The organism is Clostridium sp. 'White wine YQ', from assembly GCF_028728205.1.
Taxonomy (GTDB): domain Bacteria; phylum Bacillota; class Clostridia; order Clostridiales; family Clostridiaceae; genus Clostridium_T.
This window is the reverse complement of the sequence record NZ_JAQYUU010000007.1, coordinates 25,895-46,586: the sequence shown is the minus strand read 5'-3', so window position 1 is coordinate 46,586 and position 20,692 is coordinate 25,895. Positions and strand designations below refer to the sequence as shown.

Here is a 20,692-nt window from a genome sequence, read left to right as displayed (position 1 = left end):
GAGGACTTTTAGATATGTTATTGTCTTATGAAAGACTTTTATTTTTTGATGAAAAATGTTTAATTAATTGTGGAATCAATAAAAGTATGAAGAAAATAGCTACAATAGCTATAAGATAGCTTGAAAAAACCTCTTCAGGTAGTGCATTGATTATTGGATCAGTTACAGGGTCGAATAACCAATCATTATTGTTAAAAAATATCTTGTGGAATTTTTCAAAAGACCATGAAAAATTAATTATTATTGGCATAGCAATAAAACCACAAAGAATAAGCAACGTAATTAAAAACTTGATATATCTTGAAAATAAGCCTTTTATATTTTTCCTATAAAAGTACATAAATATAATTAAAACTATTAAGCTTATCCAAAAAAGTATATCCATTTTTAAAAACAAAACTCTTACTTCATCGAAATGAAACTTACCTTCAGGGGAGTACTTAAAATATTTTAATGGAAAATCTAAGAGCTTATAACTTCTCAAATATTTCATTAACTCTGTAAAATCAGAATAAATATTTTGGGCATTCATAGACACCTGACTTGGTATATTATAGATATTCATTAATAGTTTATAAAAGGGAGTGAGATTTATAATTACTTTAAAGGCTAAAGTAATAGAAAAGATAAAATAGCATATATAAAATAGCCATTGTTTCAAAATTGTATAAATTGAAGAAGATTTTGATATTTTCATTATATAGTTACTCCTTTTTGTTAATAATAACAAATGGTTTTAATTTAAAACCTTTATTTTATCTAGGCTTAAGTAATATTTTATTATATCTAGAATATAAATGCTAGCTAAAAAATAGAATTAGTAGCCTGTCAAGTTTTCTACCCTATGTGTGGAAAGGGAGATATGAGAAAAAATCCAAGTCGCATATTCGCTATGACGATTTTTAGTATGTCTAAGATAAATGAGGTGTGAGGTTATTATGATTTTCGAAAAAAATTAATTTATATAGAAAATAATAGCATTTTAGAGAAAACACTAAGTATTTTGCAATAATCCTATATTTTGGCTAATATATAGCATATAAAAAGAACTATTTAATTTGAAATTAAAGGATTATTTATTTATTATAATAATTGTATTAGCACTCTACTTAAACGAGTGCTAACAATTTGATAAATATTAATTAATATAAATTAAGGAGGGGTTGTAATGAGAGTTAAACCACTTGGAGACAGAGTAGTAATTAAAAGATTAGAAGCAGAAGAAAAAACAAAAAGCGGAATCGTATTAACAGGAACTGCTAAAGAAAAACCACAAGAAGCTGAGGTTGTAGCAGTAGGACCTGGAGCAGTAGTAGATGGCAACAGAATCCCTATGGAAGTTAAGGTGGGGGATAAAGTATTATTCTCTAAATATGCAGGTACAGAAGTTAAACTTGATGGAGAAGAGTACACAATATTAAAACAAGACGACATTTTAGCAATAGTAGAATAATAAGGAGGTAACAAAATGGCTAAGACAATTATATTTGGTGAAGAGGCTAGAAGATCTATGCAAGCTGGTGTTGATAAGCTAGCTGATACAGTAAAGGTTACTTTAGGACCTAAGGGAAGAAATGTAGTTTTAGATAAGAAATTCGGTACTCCGTTAATTACAAATGATGGAGTTACTATAGCTAGAGAAATAGAATTAGAAGATCCATATGAAAATATGGGAGCTCAATTAGTTAAAGAAGTATCTACAAAGACTAATGATGTAGCAGGAGATGGAACAACTACAGCTACTTTGTTAGCACAAGCAATAATTAGAGAAGGATTAAAGAATGTAACTGCAGGCGCTAATCCAATGCTTATTAGAAATGGAATAAGATTAGCTGTGGAAAAAGCTGTAGAAGAAATTCAAAACATCTCTAAACCAGTAAATGGTAAAGAAGATATTGCTAGGGTTGCTGCAATTTCAGCTGCAGATGAAACAATAGGTAAGTTAATATCTGATGCTATGGAGAAGGTTGGTAACGAAGGTGTAATTACTGTTGAGGAATCTAAATCAATGGGTACTGAATTAGACGTAGTTGAAGGTATGCAATTTGATAGAGGATATGTTTCTGCATACATGGTAACTGATACTGAAAAAATGGAAGCAGTTTTAGATAATCCATATATATTGATAACAGATAAAAAGATCACAAATATTCAAGAAATACTTCCTGTACTAGAGCAAATAGTTCAAACTGGAAGAAAATTATTGATTGTTGCAGAGGATATTGAGGGAGAAGCAATGGCTACTCTAATTGTAAATAAGTTAAAAGGTACATTTACATGTGTAGCTGTTAAGGCACCAGGTTTTGGTGATAGAAGAAAGGATATGCTTCAAGATATAGCAGTATTAACTGGAGGAACAGTTGTATCAGAAGAATTAGGAAGAGACTTAAAAGAAACAACATTAGATATGCTTGGTCAAGCAGAAAGTGTTAAGATATCTAAAGATAATACTGTTATTGTAAATGGAAGAGGAAATAAAGAAGAAATAAAGGCTAGAGTTGGTCAATTAAAGAGTCAAATAGAAGAAACAACTTCAGATTTTGATAGAGAAAAGCTTCAAGAAAGACTAGCTAAACTTGCTGGCGGAGTAGCAGTTATTAAAGTTGGTGCAGCTACAGAAACCGAGTTAAAAGAAAGAAAGCTTAGAATTGAGGATGCTTTAGCAGCAACTAAAGCAGCTGTAGAAGAAGGAATAGTACCAGGTGGTGGAACAGCTTATGTTAATGTAATAGGCAAAGTTGCAGCATTAACAACAGATGTTGTTGACAGCCAAGTTGGTATAAACATAATTGTAAGAGCTTTAGAAGAACCAATGAGACAAATTGCAGCCAATGCAGGGGTTGAGGGTTCTGTTATAATAGAAAAAGTTAAAAATAGTGAAGCTGGAATTGGATATGATGCTTTAAATGGAGAATACACTAACATGCTTAAGGCAGGTATTGTTGATCCAACTAAGGTTACAAGAAGTGCGCTTCAAAATGCAGCATCAGTAGCATCTACATTCTTAACTACAGAAGCAGCTGTAGTAGATATTCCAGAAAAAAATCCACCAATGCCTAATCCAGCTGGTATGGGAATGGATGGAATGTATTAAAAATAAAATATTTTTATTTGTAAAGGAAGGTATCTTTGGAATACCTTCCTTTATTTTTTTATAAAATAAGTTAAGAAAAAAAATAGGCTGATTAGGATAGAACTTTTATGGCAATGCTTTAGACAATGTTTTAGAAAGGAGGTATACTATATTGAATAGAAGAAAAAGAAAAGGCTTTACTTTAATTGAGGTTGTTGCAGTAATGGCCATAATAGGGATTTTAGCTGTGGCATTAGTTCCTAGAGTATCTAAGTATATGAATCAAGCAAAAAAAGTAAAAGTACTATCACAAGTTAGAACAGTAGTGACAAATGCAGAGATGTATAATGCTAAGAATAATTCACCTATTCCTGCAGATACTCTTGTTAGCGATTTCGATTCATACATATCAGCAGATGAGAGAGTTGATTTTGAAAAAGAAACATCAATGATTGAATCTTTAAAACTCTCACAATGTCAGGCTATTCTTAATGAAGAAAAAGATTTTACCATTGGTGGAGATGGAACAATATCTGTAACAACAAGTTAATTATATATTGGAGACTTTTATCTAATTAAGCTATAGGGTTTTAAGTTAAACTAATAAATTAAGTTTCCTATAAAAACCCTATAGGAACTCCGAGTGAAGAATGTTAAGAAAATTTATTTACATATATATGAAATGTTGTATAAAAATATTATAATTAATATAGATTTAAATTTATCTAAGAAGTGATTGGAGAAAATATGGGAATATTGATATTTATAATTGGACTAACTATTGGAAGCTTTTTGAATGTGTGCATATATAGAATACCTTTAGGGGAATCAATAGCATATCCTCCATCACATTGTACAAACTGTTCAACTGAAATTAAAGCTTATGATTTAATACCAGTACTAAGTTATATATTTTTAGGAGGTAAATGTAGAAACTGTGGTGAAAAGATATCTATTAAATATCCTATATTAGAATTATTTACAGGAATACTCTTTTATTTCGTCTTTAAAGAATATGGTTTGACAATTTTTGCACTTAAGTACTTTATAATGATTGTGTTTTTAATTGTAATAGCTGTAATTGATTTTAATACTCAAGATGTTTATTCTGTAACAACATATTCATGTATAGCTATTGGAATCATTATGATGTTAATAGAAAAAATATATTTAAATGTTGACATTTGGCCTTATATAATAGGGTTAATTATTGGTGTAGTAGTTATAGGCGGAATAGTGTTTATTGCAGGTGGAATGGGAGAAGGAGATATAGAGATAGCTGCTATATGTGGTATTTTTTTAGGATGGCAAAACATGATTTTAACACTGCTTCTATCCTTTATAATTGGAGGAATAGTTGGAGGAGCTCTAATTATTCTTAAAAAGAAAACTAAAAGAGATGCAGTAGCCTTTGGTCCTTTCTTGTTTATTGGTGCAATGATTTCATTATTTTTAGGTAATGAAATTATATCTTGGTATATGAATTTTTTGAATTTAAGTTAATGAAATTATTTGTAAAATTATATTGAATCTAAAGTTTAATAATAGTATATAAATTTGAAGAAAAATGTTGACAAATCCCAAGAAATGTCACATTTTTTTTATTGATTAATTTAAACTATAAAGATATACTGAATTTATGACACTAGGTGGGACAATTTAGGATATCTAAGGTTTTAGAGGGAGATACAATGGATGGAGTAATTAAGAGACGCTTAGGGGATATGCTAGTGGAATTCGGGAAGATTACAGTACCTCAATTACATGAAGCCCTTAGGAAACAAAAGATAACAGGGAAGAAAATTGGCGAAATATTGATAGAATCGGCTATGGTAACAGCTGAAGATATTATGGAAGTGTTAGAAAAGCAGACAGGGATTACTCGTATAAATCTAAATATCACTTCTTTTGATAAAAGGGCACTTAAAGCAGTTCCGGAAAGTGTTTGTATTAAACATGAATTAATACCATTTGGTTTTAAGGATAATAAAATATTAATTGCTATGTGGGATCCACTTAATATATTTGCGATAGATGATGTATCCATATCCTCTGGTTTTGAAGTGGAATCATATATTAGCACAAGAGAGCAGATAAAGAAACACATCGAAATGCTGTATTCTGGTCAGAAAGTTATAAAGGCAGCAGAAGAACTTTCCAAAGAAAAATTAGTTGCTAAAGAAATACAGGATCATGTTGAAGAAGAATTAGATGATATAAGAAATGCTCCAGTAGTAAAAATGATAGATTATCTATTCAAAAATGCTATTGAAATGAGGGCATCAGATATTCATATTGAACCTTTTGAGGATGAAATAAGAATAAGATATAGAATTGATGGACAACTAAGAACAATAAATAATTTACAGGTTGAAAGTCAAGCAGCATTAGTTACAAGAATAAAGATACTTGCAAACTTAAATATAGCAGAAAAAAGAGTACCTCAAGATGGAAGAATATTAACTAAGGTAGGGAAGAAAAATCTAGATTTAAGAGTATCTATTCTGCCAGTAGTATCAGGAGAAAAAATAGTTATTAGAATATTAGATAGAGATAGTTATCAAATTGGAAAAGAAAAACTAGGACTTGGAGAAAAAGATTTAGAAACTCTAGAGAGAATAACTAAATCACCCCATGGAATAGTTCTTGTTACAGGACCTACAGGTAGTGGAAAATCTACAACCTTATATACGGTTCTAAATGAATTAAATACTGGTGATTTGAACATTGTAACTGTAGAAGATCCAGTGGAGTATACCTTAAAAGGAATTAACCAAGTTAATGTTCATAGCAAAGCTGGATTAACCTTTGCCAGTGGTCTGAGATCCATATTAAGACAAGATCCAGATGTTATTATGATTGGTGAAATTAGAGATAGTGAAACTGCTGAAATTGCAGTTAGGTCAGCTATTACAGGGCATTTAGTGTTAAGTACGCTACACACTAATGATGCACCTTCTTCAATATTGAGATTGGTAGATATGGGAGTAAAACCATATCTAGTTGCTACGTCTTTAGCAGGAGTAATAGCACAAAGACTAGTTAAAAAGATTTGTCCTAATTGCAAAGAAGAATATGAAGCATCTCTTTATGAAAAGACTATTCTGGGTGAACATAATGATAAATCTGTAACCCTATATAAAGGTAAAGGTTGTGGATTTTGTAATGGGACAGGCTATGTAGGAAGAGTTGGAATATATGAAATAATGGAGATAACAAGAGAACATAGGGATTTAATTCTTAACTCTAGAGATTCAAATCTCCTTATGGACTTATCTATAAAAAATGGAATGAGAACATTAAGTGAAGCATGTAAAGAACTTGTTCTAGATGGGGTAACCACCATAGAAGAATTGGCAACGATAGCTTTCTTTAAGGAATAAGGGGGGAGATAAAGTGCCCAATTATAGGTATAAGGCCATGAACCAAAAGGGGGAACGGCTTCAAGGAACATATAAAGCAGAATCAGAAGATGAAGTTATAAATATGATTAGTGCAAACAATTATTATCCTTTACTTGTAGAAGAAATACAAGAAGGCACTAAAATAGAATTATCTTCTTTTGAAAAAGTAAAAACCAAGGATATAGCAGTATTTTGCAGACAATTTTATACAATGTTAAATGCTGGAGTAACAATAAATAGATCATTACATATATTATCCATGCAGCTAACTAACAAAAAATTAAAAGAGAGCGTTGGAAATATAGAAGAGGAAGTTAAAAAGGGCCAAACTCTATCAGAGGCAATGAAAATGCAAGGTAACATTTTCCCGAATTTGCTAGTGAGTATGATAGAAACGGGTGAAGTAAGTGGAAATCTCGATAGTGTATTTTTAAGAATGTCCACTCACTATGAAAAAGAAAACAAAATAAATAATAAGGTTAAATCAGCCATGATTTACCCTGCAGTATTAAGTGTTGTTGCAGTAGTAGTTGTTGTGGTATTGCTGACCTTTATTATGCCAACATTTATAGATCTATTTACTCAAAGCGGAGCAGAACTGCCTATACCAACAAAGATTTTATTAGCTATTAGTGGCGGATTAAGAAATTATGGATTAATTATAATTTTTATAGTTGCATCTATTGGATTTTTAATAAGATATTATTTTAGAAGTGAAGCAGGACAATTAACCTCAAGTAAAATAAAATTGTCTTTGCCAATTTTGAAAACACTAAATCAAAAAATTATTGTTTCTAGATTTACTAGAACTCTAGCAACCTTGCTATCAAGTGGTGTAACATTGGTACAAGCTCTTGAGGTAGTTTCAAGTGTTGTTGGCAACAAGGTTGCAGAAGAAATCTTAAATAAGGTTAGAGAATCAGTAATAAAAGGGGAAGGTTTGGCTAACTCCATAAGCGAGAATAGTATATTTCCACCCATGCTTTCTTCCATGATTATGATTGGGGAAGAATCGGGGTCTTTAGATGATATTTTAAATAAAACAGCAGATTTCTATGATGAAGAGTTAGAAACGGCAGTGCAAAGAGCCACTGCAATGTTAGAACCACTTCTTATTGTAGTGATGGGAGTTGTAATAGGATTTATAATAATTTCCATAATGTTACCTATGTTTAGTATGTATAACAATATATAAAATAATTAAGTTATCAAGGAGGAATAAAAATGACAAAAGCAATTACAACAAAAAGAAAAAAGAAAGGTTTTACCTTAATCGAACTTATTATAGTTTTAGCTATTATGGCAATACTTGCAGCTATTGCAATTCCAGGATTTAATGCGATAAGACAAAATTCAAGAATTAAAGCTGATAAGCAAAGTTGTGAAGTAATTAAAAAAGCAGTACAGACTTTAGTTGTAGATGGAACACTAACTCATACTGGTACAGTAACATTAACAACAGCATCTGATCTTGCACTGGTAAGTGGAACTATAGATAGTACTGATATAACTGCACTTAGGGGCGTTCTTGCAGATGTCAAGGCACCTACAGATACTACAGTTACTGGAAATAAGTTTACTGTACAAATAACTAGTACAGCTGTTGAAGTAAAGACAGAGAGTGATGGTGTAAGAACATCTAGTGCTACATTCTAATTAACATTTAATAGAAAGTGTAAAGTTAATTTATTAACTTTACACTTTACTTATACAAACAATAAGGAATTTATGAGGTGATATTTTGGCAGCTAATAAGTTGAAATCCATAAATTTAGATACAATAAAGAAATTAATGAATACGGATCTAAGTAGTTTAAGAAATAAGATAAATCAACAGTCCAATAAAAAATCCCAGAAGAAAAGAAGGGAAGTTAATAAGACATTTCTTTCTTTTGATTTAGGTAGCGAAAAAATAAAAATAGCAGTAGGAAAATTCTATAAAGGAAAATTTACTATAGAAAAACTTATTACAGCAGATACACCAGAAGATTCAATTCAAGATGGAAACATCATGAATCTACCTGCATTAGAGTATTTTATTATGCAAAAGTTATCAAATGAGAATATAAAAATTAAAGATGCTATATGCACCAATAATTCAACCTCAATAATAAACAGAGAAATAGTTATACCTGAAGTACAAGAGGATGAAATTGATACTGTTGTAAAGTATGAGATACAACAATACCTGCCTCTTAATATGAATGATTATATAATTCAAAGCAAGGTTATTGAAAAAGCAGAAATTGAAGGCAAAAAAGGACTTAGAACATTAGTTATAACATATCCAGATAGAATGGCAAGTACTTATTATAAAACTCTTACTAATGTTGGATTAAAGCCTGTGGCTTTAGATATATCATACAATTCATTAAACAAGCTACTAAATAATAGTAGAAAAATAAATGATAGCGAATATAATTCCAAAGACACATTAGCATTTATTGATTTAGGGGCTAATAGTCTTGGAGTTAACATATATAGGGATGGAAATCTTGATTTTTCAAGAATAATAAAATCTGGCGGAAGTAATATTGATGTAGCAATTAGCAAGACCTTAGAGCTTCCAATTAGTGAAGCAGAGAAAATTAAGGTTACAAGTGGAAGCTTATCTAATATAGAAGAGAATGAAGTTAACAGCATTATAAAGGATGTTGTAGATGAGTGGATATCAGAATTGCAGAGAATAATTCAATTCTATAGAAATAGGAAGATGGGAAATACAATAGATAAGATTTTTATTTATGGAGGTTCTTCAAGCATAAAAGGTATAGAAGAATATATAACTGATAAAATAGGTATCTCTACAGAAAAAGTTCAAAGCATTGATAGTATAAATTATGGTGAGTCAATAGAGAAATATTTAAATGCAATAGGCGCACTTATAAGGATATAGGGGGAGAGTATAATGAAGGATTTTAACTTTTTTGCCCCTTATCAAGGGAAACAAAAGCAAGCTAAGGATAAAAAGATATATATTTACACATTAGGTTTAGTGTTGATAGTAGTTATTTTTGGAACTCTTATATGGAACTCAGTTAGCATTTTCCTATTAAATAGAGATATTAAAAAATATAATTCAAGTATAAATGCAGCTGATGTTCAACAGAAATATAAAGAAGCAGAAGATATAAATAATAAAAGTAGTATATTAAATAAATATAATGCATCAATTGATATCATAAATGCAACTATCTCAAAAAAAGATAGAATTTCTTCAGAAACAATTCATAGTATAAATTCAACATTACCAAAGGAAGTAAGTTTTGCAAGTATAACAATAGATGAAAATGCAATTGATCTACAAGGTTCAGCTAAGAATAGACAAGCTATTGGTGAGTTTCAGCATAATATGAAAGAGTTAGATATTGTATCTGATGCACAGATTATAAATATTAGTGATGTTGATAATGGTAATTATAAATTCGAGTTAAAATGCACATTAAAGGATGTGGATAAGTAATGAAGATAAGTAGTAGGGAAAAGTTTTTACTTGGAATATTACTAACTGCTTTAATAATTGTAGGATATTATGAATTAGTTTTTGTAAATCAAAGAGCAAGTGTAAATAAATTGAAGAATACAAAGGCAGAAACTGAAATGAGATACAATACTGTTATGGATACAGTTAATTCTTTAGATAAGAAAAAGGAAGATTTAAAGGTATTAAAATCAAAGATATATGATAAATCTGAGAAATTATATCCAACGATAATCCAAGAAAAGATAATTGTAGAGTTAGATGATCTTTTAAAGAAGTCTAATGTTAATGGCAGCATCTCTTTTAGTGATATTTCTGTAAAAGGAATTGAATTAAATGCAAGTAAGGCTCAAAAGTTACCTGAAAATTCTTTTGAACCATTTATAAAACAATATAATGGAGACTCTACTTCAAATACAAGTGAAAAAAATGATTCAAATAATAATCCAAGTAAAGATACTTCATTAAATGTTGAGCAAATAAAAGTGACATTAAATTATTCGGGAACTTATGATAACTTAATGAAGTTAATTAGTAATATTGAGAAAAATTCTAAAAAAATAGTATTATCTAATTTAGTTGTTATGTCAGGAGGAAATACTCAAGTAAATGGTTCTTTAGTGCTAAACTACTATAGTGTACCGAAAGTAGACAAACAAGATGAGGATTATTTTAATTGGACACTTAATAATAATTATGGTAAATCTAATCCTTTTGATATAGGGGTAACAAGTACCTCTGTAACAAAAAGTAATAACTATGACTTTATTATGACTGCAAGAGCAAGTAAATCAGACTTAGCAACTGTGGGATTAAGATATGCAAGTGATAAAAAAATGGAGACCGGCATTTATGCAGATAGCAATTCACCGGAGGATGTAGAAATTACACTTTCACAAAAGGGCGGGAAATATTACTATAAATACAAGACCAGTAGAGAAAGTTATCCTAAGGAATATTCAGGAACAGGGGTTCAGTTTAATCCTAATGGAAGCAATATATTAATTGATATCATCTCAAATATAAGATTAGATGATAATGATAAGTCAGGAGTTAACCTTAAGGTAATAAATAGTACAGATAAGGAAGTTAGTGTAAATATTATAGGGGATGATTCTTCAAGACCAAGAGTTAAGGTCGCTAGTGAAGGTAAAACAGTTAATATTACCAATAGTAAATAGAGGTGAATGCCTTATGAAGATTAAGAAAGTAAAAAAAGGAATGACGCTGATAGAAGTATTAATAAGCATAGCTATTTTAGGTATATTAATAGTGCCTTTAAGTTCAATGGTTTTAACCTCTGTAAGCATAAATAGAATGGGGAAAGAGAAGCAGCAGGGAACAAATGTTGCACAAAAAGTATTAGAACAAATTAAAATTATTGATGAACCTAATATAGCAGAATTATTTACAAATATCAGAACAAATTTCCCTTCTAGAGAGGTTGGAACAAACGAACTTAAACTTTATTATGATGAAGATGGTAGTCCAGCAACACAAACAAACTACAAATATTTAATAGATTTAACCCTTAGTGAAAAGAGTCACAATGTAATAAATAATATTGTGTTTAATAATAATATTCAAATTAATGATTCAACCATAATAAGGTATAATGATCATCCTGAAGTGAGTATTAGTGATGAACTTAAAATCCAAGTTAATGATGAAAGTGAAACCAATTTAGAAATGATAATTAATGGAGTATCTTATGATTTAAACAGACAAAATCCAAATATAGCAATAACATTTGGGAGAAGTTTTACTAATATAAATGATAATCTAAGAATAGTTGTAGAAAATCATAGCAGTGAAAATTTAAATATCTACATTAATAAAAAGAATGATATAACTGCAAATTATACAATTGTAAACAGTCTAGGTAGAGTAAATCAATTTTTAAATTATGAAGATAATGCAAGTTATGATGCGATAAATAATTCAGTAAAATTGGATTTAACTACTTATGTGCACAATAATCAAAGCGGACAAGATAAGAGAATTGCGCACGTAGAAGGATATAGAAATCTTGGAGAGTAAGGAGGGAGTATATGAAAAAGAAAGGTTCAACGCTTATAACAGTAGTGGCTATTTTCGCTATTTTATTTACTGTTGGTACTGCATTAATTTCACTAACTCTCTCTAGTTATAGATTAAGAAATGTACAAACAAAAAATTTAGAAAGTTTATATTCATCAGAATCTGGGTTAGATGAAGCAAAAAAAATTATTGAGGTGGCAGTTCAAACTGCAGTAAAGAAATCAAATTATGAAGCAGTTAACGAGGCAACGAAAATAAATGAACAGATAGATTTAGTTAAAAGACAAGGAGCTTCTTCATATTCTCAGGCAATAAATACTATTGTAAATGAAAAAAAGAATACTAATGGTTTTGATTACAAAGTGTTTTTAAAGGATGAATCAGGAACTAATAATGCTGCAAATACTTTCTATTATATAAGTAATGATGGTACACTGGATTTAGATAGTATTGAGGAAAAAGAAAAAAACATATTCAAATCAGTATTCAAAAATATAATCACTGAAAACTTAAGACGATGTATCTCTAATGATGGAGAAAATTATACCTATCAATATCTAGGATTGGATAATGAAAATAATATTTCGTTTAGTAATGTGACTTTAAGTAATGGCGCTAATATAGAACTTGGAAATTATAATACCTTCGAAGATAGTGGACTTAAAATTAGTCTAATATCTACCTTTAATAGCCCAGAAGGTAATGGGAGAACAATAAAAAGAAAAATTCAAGCTAATTACACTATAACTGTTCCAGATTTAGAAAATAAAAATTTTACCAATAATCCCTTACTCCAAAAGGCTATTGCAGCAGATGGAAGTATGTATGTGCTAAGTAATTTAAGAGTTAATGGAGATGTTTTTGTAAAAGGAGATGCTTCAGATAATCCACCAGACTTTGTTTATGGTAAATATGATGGAGGAATAAACTTAAATTTTGATAAAAGTGAACGAAGTGCATCAGGAACAGAATTAAATAGAAACGAAATAAATGTTAATTTTATAGGAAATGTAGTAACGTCGAACACTTTGAATATTAAGCAAAATAGCACAGTAAATGTTGATGGTGGGAATTTATATGCTAGAAATGTTAACTTAGGAAAGATAAAGCTAGGAGATTCTGAGATTTCAAGAAATACATTGAATGTAAAAACAGATATGCTTGTAAACAATGACTTTACATATAATGCATTTAGGACTCAGGTTCATTTAAATAATTTATATGCAATAAATGACATAACAGACAATACTGGAGATTTAAGTAAGGCTAAGAATTCTAGCTGCATTATTATAAATAATTATATGAATGATGGAGAATCAGGAATCACAATAGATAAAGATGTTTTTATCTTAGGATCAGCATATATAAATGCAACAAATGGAGCTGGTGAAAAATATCAAACGGGAGAATCTATAGCTATAAAAGGTAACTATTCTGCATACACATCTCCTATTAATGATGGAAATAGATATTTATTTGATTACTATAATCCACTACAGTTAGTTGATTCAGTTAATGGAAATAGGATGACTTCTATGGAGAGTAAAACAAGATATTTCCTTGATTCAACTAATCAGAATGGGCTTCCTCATAACGGAGTAATTGAATTAAAAGGAAATCCGACTGATAACTTTCTAATTAGTGGGGCTTATATAAATGGGGCTAATGCTAAGGCTCCGGAAGATGATGATGTTACTAAGAATAATACCTTAATGAATAAAAGAAAAGAATTTGCAAACCAAGTGTATGAAATGGGAAATTTTAATACAAATTCGGATGATGCAGCAACAGCCTTATTACAAAAATATAATGCAAGTACAGTGGAAAAGGATGTTACTAATCTTATTAATATTTCAGGAGATATATTTAGGCAAGATGGAGATACAATAGTGGGTGTTTTTCATAATAAAACCAATCCTATATTGTTAAGTGATAGTAGTGCACCTAGGGCTGGATATAGTAATGTAATTAATATAAATGGAAAGAAGGGTATAATCATCACAGATTCCGATATTGTATTTGATAATAAGGATCTTAATTTTACAGGTACAATTATTACTACAAGGGACATATCAACCTTAGCAGGAGAGGATGAAGTAAACAATATTTCAATTAAGTATGATGGAAATTTAGTTAAAGAACTTATAAGTAAATACAACCTAGAGAGTATTTTTAATACTTCAGATTCAGGAAAAACCCAAATAGGAAGTATTGAACTTAATAATAATAATGAAATTAATACAAATGACTTGATAAAGACAAATGAGTGGAAAATAATAAGATAATAGAGGTGAGGTATTTGAAAAAAAGAAAAAAGGCATTTACAATTATAGAATTACTTTTAGTGTTAGCTTTATCTGCAGTAGTTTTAGGTGTTGTGTTTTCCTTTTTCCTATCAAATACCAGAACTATTAATGCAACAGGAGTAAATTCCGATTTACAAGAAGAAGCACAAGATATAACTCAAAAGATAACGAAGGATTTAATGGAGGCAGAATCCATTAGAACTATAATAAATTCTGAGAGTGTAGATGTTCTAACGAGAAATAGCTGTGATATATCAAGAGTAGAGATAGGATTTCTTACGGTAGAAAGTGTCACTTATTTATTAAGTGGAAGCAATCTAACTAAAAATGGAGAGGTAATAGGAAAGGATGTTCAATCTTTAAATGTAGAAACTTTGGACGGAAGAAGTTTCTCACAAACAAAGGGTGTGAAAATTACAATAAACTTATCAAAAGATTTTGCAAATGAGACCTATACTTATAAGTCATCAACTAATATAATATTTAGAAACAAGGATGCAACTATATAGGTAGAGAAAATAGAATTTTAAAAAAGTTTAGGGTTAATATGTAATTTTTAAGGGGGTGAAACTAATGAGCAAAAAGAGCGTTAAAAAGGTATCTATAATTATATCATTGATATTTATAGTTGCTATTATAGCTACTGGTTTTATTATTAAACCCAAGGCAACTAAAGCTGTTGTTAATAGGGATACAATTTCTATTTTAGAAATAGAACCAGGTGATAAATTTCGTTTAACAGAAAATTCAAAAGGTGCAACTAGTGGAGAAGAAAGATTTAAAAATCAAGTAGGTGGCAAGAAAATAATAGTTATGCATATGACAATGGCAGAGTATATATCTAAAGTTGATCAAATAAATGGTAAGTATGATGTAGTTGTTGTTGGAAGCTATTCAGGGGCGACAGGAGATAACTTTTCATATACAGCACCGTTTACTTCTAAGCCAGGATACATTCCTTTTGGGAAAGAAGTTAGAAATTTATCTGGAAATAATTATGGAGTTGCAAATGATAGTATTTTGAAAAAAAATGGACAAACTTACGTAGAATACTATAGTGAAAATGATATTACAAATAAAAGAGCTAGTGAAATATTAGAATTAATTAATTCCAATCAACTAGTATATATAGCTAATGAAGTTTTTTCAAATAGTAGAACCAAACTGTATAGTAATTTTAACAGTATTTCAAGAAGTAATTTTATAAAGACAACCAATAGCTCTATAACAGTTAGTAGTATTGTTATTAAATATACTAACACTAGTTCTAAGCCTAAATATAGACCTATATTAACAGTAAATAATAGTCCAGCAGACAATAATAGAAATATGAACTTTAACTATAATATTATTTCTGAAGATAATAGCCCTTTAAATGTAAACTTATATTTAGATTTAAATGGAGATGGGTTGTTTAAGGATAAAGAGTTAGTTAAACAAATGCCAGTAACTCCTGAAAATGGCCAAATATCGGGCAACATAGGATATACTTTGCAAAATAACTTCGTTGGGCTTTTAACTTGGAAGATTGAAATAGAAACCCAAAATCATGTTAAAGTATATCAATTGGGAAGTGCAAATTATAGTACTTATGACGGTAGAAAGGTTAATGTTAGAGTTTTGCAAGTCTATCCAATAAGTCAAGTAGATGGTAGTAATAAAAATATACTATCCTTAGAAAGTGATAATCAAATCAAAAATTTATTAACACAAGTTGAAGATTATTCGTTAACAATTACATCAATATCTTCAACTGACTTTAATTCTACAGCTGGAAATTCATTAAGGTTAAATGGAAGATATGATATGATTATTCTTGGTTTTGCTGATAGTTATGGATATGCTGATTTATCTTCAAATGCCATAAGTGAACTTAAGAGTTTTATAAATACTGGACAGAGTGTAATGTTTACTCACGATACATTAACTTACAGAAGTTTACCATACAGCTTAATAGACTCATCTGATAAAAGCTCTAAAAATACAACTCAAGCGTTTAGGGATGTTTTAGGACAAGCCAGATATAAAGATACCATAAATAATCCAAGTGAATTAGATGTTTATCCCCAATATAATGTAGCTACAGGAGCTTATGAAAACAGAACAATACCACATGATATTTCAAGTAATTTAAACAAAATTACCTATGGGTATACAGACGGTATTCTAAAAATGTTTGATAGCAATGCTAATGCAGGCTCATATAGTGGAGCATCTAACCAAGTATATAAAATGAATGATGGGTTAATCACTCAATATCCATTTGTATTATCAGATATTTCTGTTGCAGATACTCATTATCAGTGGTATCAATTAAATCTCGAAGATAAAGATGTGGTGCCATGGTATACCTTAAAGCCTAATGGGAATGGATATAATCAATATGATGCAAGAAATTATTATTACACCTATTCAAAAGGTAATTTGACATACTCAGGTACAGGGCATAGTGGAGGGTTCACAACGTTAGAAAAGGAACTCTTTGTAAATACAATGGTTAAGGCCTCTAGAGGAGCAAATCATGCACCTACGCTTGAGGTAACAAACTTAGATAATGATCAAGCTTTTTCTAAAAATCAAGACGAAATTAATTTTAGTGTAACTCCATCAGATATGGATAATGATAAACTTACAACAACTATAACAGTAAAAAATGCAAGTGGAAATGCAGTAGGTTCTCCTATTTCATACCCCAATAGAGCTCAAGGAACACCAATTCCGGTTTCTCTACCTAAAGATGAATATGATTTTACCCAGATGGGCGGAAAAATGACAATAGTAATAAGAACAGTTGATCCGTTAGGTGCTTATTACGAAGAAACAAGGACAGTTAATTTAGTAAATGATGCTACAATTTCATTAACTAATACTCCAGAAGTAATTAGGGGATTAGTAGGAGATAAAGTTTCTGTGAATTTAATTGCGAATGCAAATGCAGGAGGGACAAATTCTCAAATAACTGATATTAAAGTTGGAATACAAGCAAATGATAGTAAATATACTTTGGATAAGAATAGCATTTCATATGATGATGTAATGTTTAGCCCTCAGCCAAATACTCAGTCACAAGATGGGCCTATTAATGTTACTTTAAATGCAGAGGGAAATGCAAACATTCCATGTAATTTAAGTTACAATTATAACGGGAATAATAAAACAGGAGATTATTCAATTCCAATAGCAGCAAGAACAGGTCATATAAATGTTTCAGTTGTTAATCAGAATAATCAAATGATTAATGGGGGAAGTATCGCAGTAACATCTCCAGGCAATATAATATCTAGTCCTATTAGTTATAATGGAAATATAATGACTTTTGGAGATGATAGTAAGAAATTGACATCTGGTGGGTATTCATTTACATTGACTCCTCCAAGTGGATATGTTGTAGTAGGTGAGGCCACTAAAAGTTATCAACTAGGATATGATAACTCAGTACAAAATGTTCAATTTAAAGTTACAAAAGCACCTACTGTAAAACTTACTTATGAAAAAGAGGATGGATATTTAAAAGGTGATAGTGCAAATGTTCAGATAAATCTTGTAGGTGTAAAAGGTGATTCTGATGGAGAGATATCAAATATAAAACTAAGATTTTCTAACTATGATACCTCAAATATGACGCTAGATCAAAGTAATTTTACGTTTGATGATATCAGTTGTAGTCCTGAACCTCAAGGAGGGACGCAGAGTAGAAACTTGAGTGTGGATTTCTTGTCTGATGGCACTTTAAATGTCGATGGTGAGCTTAGTTATGACTTAACAGTTGAGGGAAATACCACTAGTATTACAGTTCCGTGTCCATTAACCTTTGATGTAAGGTTAGGCACAGTATCTGGATCAGTAAGTGTTATAGATCCTGTAACTAATGTTACTTCTGTAGGGAAACCTGTTGTTGTAACCTTAAAAGATAGTTCAGATAATGTTATTTCAAGTACAAGACTTACTAATGGTGCTGGAAGATATTCATTTAATAGTATAAAAACAGGTAGCTATAAAATTTCTATAGATGAAGTAGAGGGATTTACTCTAGATTCAACAAGCAAAGTAGTAGATGTTAATTATGATAATAATGCTAGAGTTTTAAACTTTAATTATACAAAGATAAATTCCACTTTAGCACATGGATTATATAATAATGGAACAATCGGAACGGGTTCTCCGAGCTTAACTAAAGAAACTTATGCTAACTTTGGAATAGACATAAAAACTTATGAGAATAATCCTAATTTAGTATTAAAGTTGGACTCAAAACTAAAGTCAATTAATGCAACTAATGAAAGTGATTTCAAAATTTATAAAGTTACAGATAACGGTACTTTAGAAGCGGTAAGTATAAGTGGCAAGATAACTAAGTTAGATAACCTAGATAAAGGATCATCCTATAGTATAAATTTAACTGATGTTGGGTATAAACATTATATTGTAGTATATAGTGTTAAGTTTGGAAGTGATGACACCTATACAAATACTGTTTCGACTACAGGAGTAGGGAATGTACCTGTAAATATAAATTGTGGAGATTTGCCAGATTTATTTTAAAAAAATAGAGCCGATTTACTCGGCTCTATTTTCATATAAAGATTTAAAAACTTGCAATTGTAATTTAAAAATGAAAGAATTCATTCGTTGTTGACAAGCATAAAAGTATATTCTATAATGTTTATAACTTGAAAACAGTTAGCTCGTATATACTTGGGATATGGCCAGGAGTTTCTACCGGAAACCGTAAATTTCCGACTATGGGTGAATTAATATGTAGATACTATTTGGGAATCTATTAACATATTAACTTCATCTGAGTTAATGTGTTTTTTTTATACCTAAAAATGAAGGAAAAACAGTAATTTTAGGTGATAAATTGCAGGAATTAAATCATTATTGCGAGGGAAAATTATAATTTTAGGAGGTTTGTTATGGCAAGAATATTAAAAACAGCTTATACTTTTGACGATATGCTTTTGGTACCAAATAAATCAGAGGTTTTACCTAAGGACGTAAGTCTATCTACTAATTTAACAAAAAAAATCAAACTTAATTTACCATTAATGAGTGCTGGTATGGATACTGTTACGGAATCTAAAATGGCAATTGCTATGGCTAGAGAAGGCGGTATAGGTATAATACACAAGAATATGTCAATAGAAGAACAAGCTAAAGAGGTAGATAGAGTAAAGAGACAAGAAAATGGAGTAATTACAGATCCAATATACTTGTCAGCAAATCATTCAGTTCAAGCAGCTTTAGATTTAATGGCTCAATATAGAATATCTGGTGTTCCTATAGTATCAGAAGATGGTAAACTAATAGGAATCATAACAAATAGGGATGTAGTTTTTGAAACTGACTTTGATAGAAAAATAGATGAAGTTATGACTAGAGAAAATTTAGTAACTGCTTCAGAAGGAACTACATTAGAAGAAGCTAAAGAAATTCTTAAAAAACATAAAATTGAAAAACTTCCTTTAATAGATGAAAATGGATACTTAAAAGGATTAATTACAATAAAAGATATAGAAAAAGCAAAAGAATTCCCTAATGCAGCAAAAGATTCAAAAGGAAGACTATTATGTGGAGCTGCTGTAGGTGTAACAGGTGATATGTTAGAAAGAGTTGAAGCATTAGTTAAGGCTAGTGTAGATGTTATTACAATAGATACAGCTCACGGACATTCTAAAGGCGTTCTAGAAGCAGTAAAGGAAATTAAAAAAATATATCCAGATCTTCAAGTAATAGCAGGAAATGTAGCTACGCCTGAAGCAACTAGAGATTTAATAGAAGCTGGAGCAGACTGTGTTAAAGTAGGTATTGGACCTGGATCAATCTGTACTACAAGAGTTGTAGCAGGAGTAGGTGTACCACAATTTACCGCAGTAATGGATTGTGCAGAAGAAGGATATAAATATGGAGTGCCAATAATTGCTGATGGCGGACTTAAATACTCTGGGGATATAGTAAAAGCATTAGCTGCTGGAGCATCAGTTGCAATGATGGGATCTTTATTTGCAGGATGTGAAGAAGCTCCAGGAGAGATGGAAATATATCAAGGAAGAAATTATAAAGTATATAGAGGTATGGGATCACTTGCAGCAATGCAAAAGGGTTCAAAGGATAGATATTTCCAAGAAGGAAATAAAAAATTAGTACCAGAAGGTGTTGAAGGAAGAGTAGCATATAAAGGATATGTTTCTGAAACTATTTATCAATTAATTGGTGGAATAAGATCTGGAATGGGGTATTTAGGTGCTAAGACATTTAAGGATTTATATGAAAATGCAACATTTGTAGTTCAAACATCTGCAGGATTAAGAGAAAGTCATCCTCATGATGTTAATATAACAAAAGAAGCCCCAAATTATAGTGTGAATCAGTAAACTTTAGGAGGAAA

At 30.2% G+C, this 20,692-nt stretch carries 16 protein-coding genes and 1 riboswitch; of the genes, 15 read left to right on the top strand and 1 reads right to left on the bottom strand.

Going from position 1 to position 20,692, the window contains the following annotated elements; translation table 11 throughout:
* Positions 1-25: 25 nt before the first annotated feature.
* Positions 26-697 carry a TIGR01906 family membrane protein gene (locus tag PTZ02_RS16060; protein WP_274228802.1) on the bottom strand — a complete coding sequence of 224 codons (672 nt, stop codon included), beginning with the start codon at positions 695-697 and terminating at the stop codon, positions 26-28.
* A 471-nt stretch (positions 698-1,168) separates the two neighbouring features.
* Between PTZ02_RS16060 and groES the strand changes: the two genes are divergently transcribed.
* The 15 genes from groES to guaB all read left to right on the top strand — a co-directional run bounded on the left by groES (position 1,169) and on the right by guaB (position 20,678).
* A complete protein-coding gene (gene groES / locus PTZ02_RS16055; protein ID WP_202768808.1) occupies positions 1,169-1,453 on the top strand; it encodes a co-chaperone GroES in 285 nt (94 codons plus the stop codon).
* A gap of 15 nt (positions 1,454-1,468) precedes the next feature.
* The gene (groL, locus tag PTZ02_RS16050) at positions 1,469-3,094 is read left to right on the top strand and encodes a chaperonin GroEL (RefSeq protein ID WP_274228801.1); all 1,626 of its coding nucleotides are present in this window, start codon (positions 1,469-1,471) and stop codon (positions 3,092-3,094) included.
* A gap of 151 nt (positions 3,095-3,245) precedes the next feature.
* Positions 3,246-3,623: a type II secretion system protein gene (locus tag PTZ02_RS16045; protein WP_274228800.1), complete on the top strand. Its 378-nt coding sequence runs from the start codon at positions 3,246-3,248 to the stop codon at positions 3,621-3,623.
* A 197-nt stretch (positions 3,624-3,820) separates the two neighbouring features.
* Entirely contained in the window at positions 3,821-4,576 is a 756-nt protein-coding gene (locus tag PTZ02_RS16040; RefSeq protein WP_274228799.1) for a prepilin peptidase, read from the top strand.
* 188 nt (positions 4,577-4,764) lie between these two features.
* The gene (locus tag PTZ02_RS16035) at positions 4,765-6,456 is read left to right on the top strand and encodes a GspE/PulE family protein (RefSeq protein WP_274228798.1); all 1,692 of its coding nucleotides are present in this window, start codon (positions 4,765-4,767) and stop codon (positions 6,454-6,456) included.
* A 13-nt stretch (positions 6,457-6,469) separates the two neighbouring features.
* Entirely contained in the window at positions 6,470-7,672 is a 1,203-nt protein-coding gene (locus tag PTZ02_RS16030; RefSeq protein WP_274228797.1) for a type II secretion system F family protein, read from the top strand.
* Positions 7,673-7,701: 29 nt separating this feature from the next.
* Entirely contained in the window at positions 7,702-8,133 is a 432-nt protein-coding gene (locus PTZ02_RS16025; RefSeq protein WP_274228796.1) for a type II secretion system protein, read from the top strand.
* Between the two features lie 85 nt (positions 8,134-8,218).
* Positions 8,219-9,373, top strand: coding sequence for a type IV pilus assembly protein PilM (gene pilM / locus PTZ02_RS16020; protein ID WP_274228795.1), 1,155 nt, complete (start codon positions 8,219-8,221; stop codon positions 9,371-9,373).
* Positions 9,374-9,385: 12 nt separating this feature from the next.
* On the top strand, positions 9,386-9,940 hold the full coding sequence (locus PTZ02_RS16015) for a PilN domain-containing protein (RefSeq protein WP_274228794.1): 555 nt from the start codon (positions 9,386-9,388) through the stop codon (positions 9,938-9,940).
* Positions 9,940-11,139, top strand: a complete 1,200-nt coding sequence (locus PTZ02_RS16010; RefSeq protein WP_274228793.1) for a pilus assembly protein PilO — start codon at positions 9,940-9,942, stop codon at positions 11,137-11,139. The genes PTZ02_RS16015 and PTZ02_RS16010 overlap by 1 nt, the downstream gene beginning before the upstream one ends.
* A gap of 13 nt (positions 11,140-11,152) precedes the next feature.
* Positions 11,153-11,998 carry a type IV pilus modification PilV family protein gene (locus tag PTZ02_RS16005; RefSeq protein WP_274228792.1) on the top strand — a complete coding sequence of 282 codons (846 nt, stop codon included), beginning with the start codon at positions 11,153-11,155 and terminating at the stop codon, positions 11,996-11,998.
* A gap of 11 nt (positions 11,999-12,009) precedes the next feature.
* Positions 12,010-14,283, top strand: coding sequence for a hypothetical protein (locus PTZ02_RS16000; RefSeq protein WP_274228791.1), 2,274 nt, complete (start codon positions 12,010-12,012; stop codon positions 14,281-14,283).
* A 14-nt stretch (positions 14,284-14,297) separates the two neighbouring features.
* Positions 14,298-14,813, top strand: coding sequence for a prepilin-type N-terminal cleavage/methylation domain-containing protein (locus tag PTZ02_RS15995; protein ID WP_274228790.1), 516 nt, complete (start codon positions 14,298-14,300; stop codon positions 14,811-14,813).
* A 64-nt stretch (positions 14,814-14,877) separates the two neighbouring features.
* Complete coding sequence (locus PTZ02_RS15990; RefSeq protein ID WP_274228789.1) at positions 14,878-18,846, top strand: DUF5057 domain-containing protein; 3,969 nt, start codon at positions 14,878-14,880, stop codon at positions 18,844-18,846.
* 123 nt (positions 18,847-18,969) lie between these two features.
* Positions 18,970-19,067: riboswitch (purine riboswitch) on the top strand.
* Positions 19,068-19,220: 153 nt separating this feature from the next.
* On the top strand, positions 19,221-20,678 hold the full coding sequence (gene guaB / locus PTZ02_RS15985) for an IMP dehydrogenase (protein ID WP_274228788.1): 1,458 nt from the start codon (positions 19,221-19,223) through the stop codon (positions 20,676-20,678).
* Positions 20,679-20,692 lie beyond the last annotated feature (14 nt).

Coding starts and splice junctions, on each gene's coding strand:
- PTZ02_RS16060 (WP_274228802.1), bottom strand. CDS start 697: ATGAAAATATCAAAATCTTCTTCAATTTATACAATTTTGAAACAATGG.
- PTZ02_RS16010 (WP_274228793.1), top strand. CDS start 9,940: ATGAAGATAAGTAGTAGGGAAAAGTTTTTACTTGGAATATTACTAACT.
- PTZ02_RS16005 (WP_274228792.1), top strand. CDS start 11,153: ATGAAGATTAAGAAAGTAAAAAAAGGAATGACGCTGATAGAAGTATTA.
- PTZ02_RS16040 (WP_274228799.1), top strand. CDS start 3,821: ATGGGAATATTGATATTTATAATTGGACTAACTATTGGAAGCTTTTTG.
- PTZ02_RS16025 (WP_274228796.1), top strand. CDS start 7,702: ATGACAAAAGCAATTACAACAAAAAGAAAAAAGAAAGGTTTTACCTTA.
- PTZ02_RS16000 (WP_274228791.1), top strand. CDS start 12,010: ATGAAAAAGAAAGGTTCAACGCTTATAACAGTAGTGGCTATTTTCGCT.
- PTZ02_RS16015 (WP_274228794.1), top strand. CDS start 9,386: ATGAAGGATTTTAACTTTTTTGCCCCTTATCAAGGGAAACAAAAGCAA.
- groL (WP_274228801.1), top strand. CDS start 1,469: ATGGCTAAGACAATTATATTTGGTGAAGAGGCTAGAAGATCTATGCAA.
- groES (WP_202768808.1), top strand. CDS start 1,169: ATGAGAGTTAAACCACTTGGAGACAGAGTAGTAATTAAAAGATTAGAA.
- PTZ02_RS15990 (WP_274228789.1), top strand. CDS start 14,878: ATGAGCAAAAAGAGCGTTAAAAAGGTATCTATAATTATATCATTGATA.
- PTZ02_RS16035 (WP_274228798.1), top strand. CDS start 4,765: ATGGATGGAGTAATTAAGAGACGCTTAGGGGATATGCTAGTGGAATTC.
- guaB (WP_274228788.1), top strand. CDS start 19,221: ATGGCAAGAATATTAAAAACAGCTTATACTTTTGACGATATGCTTTTG.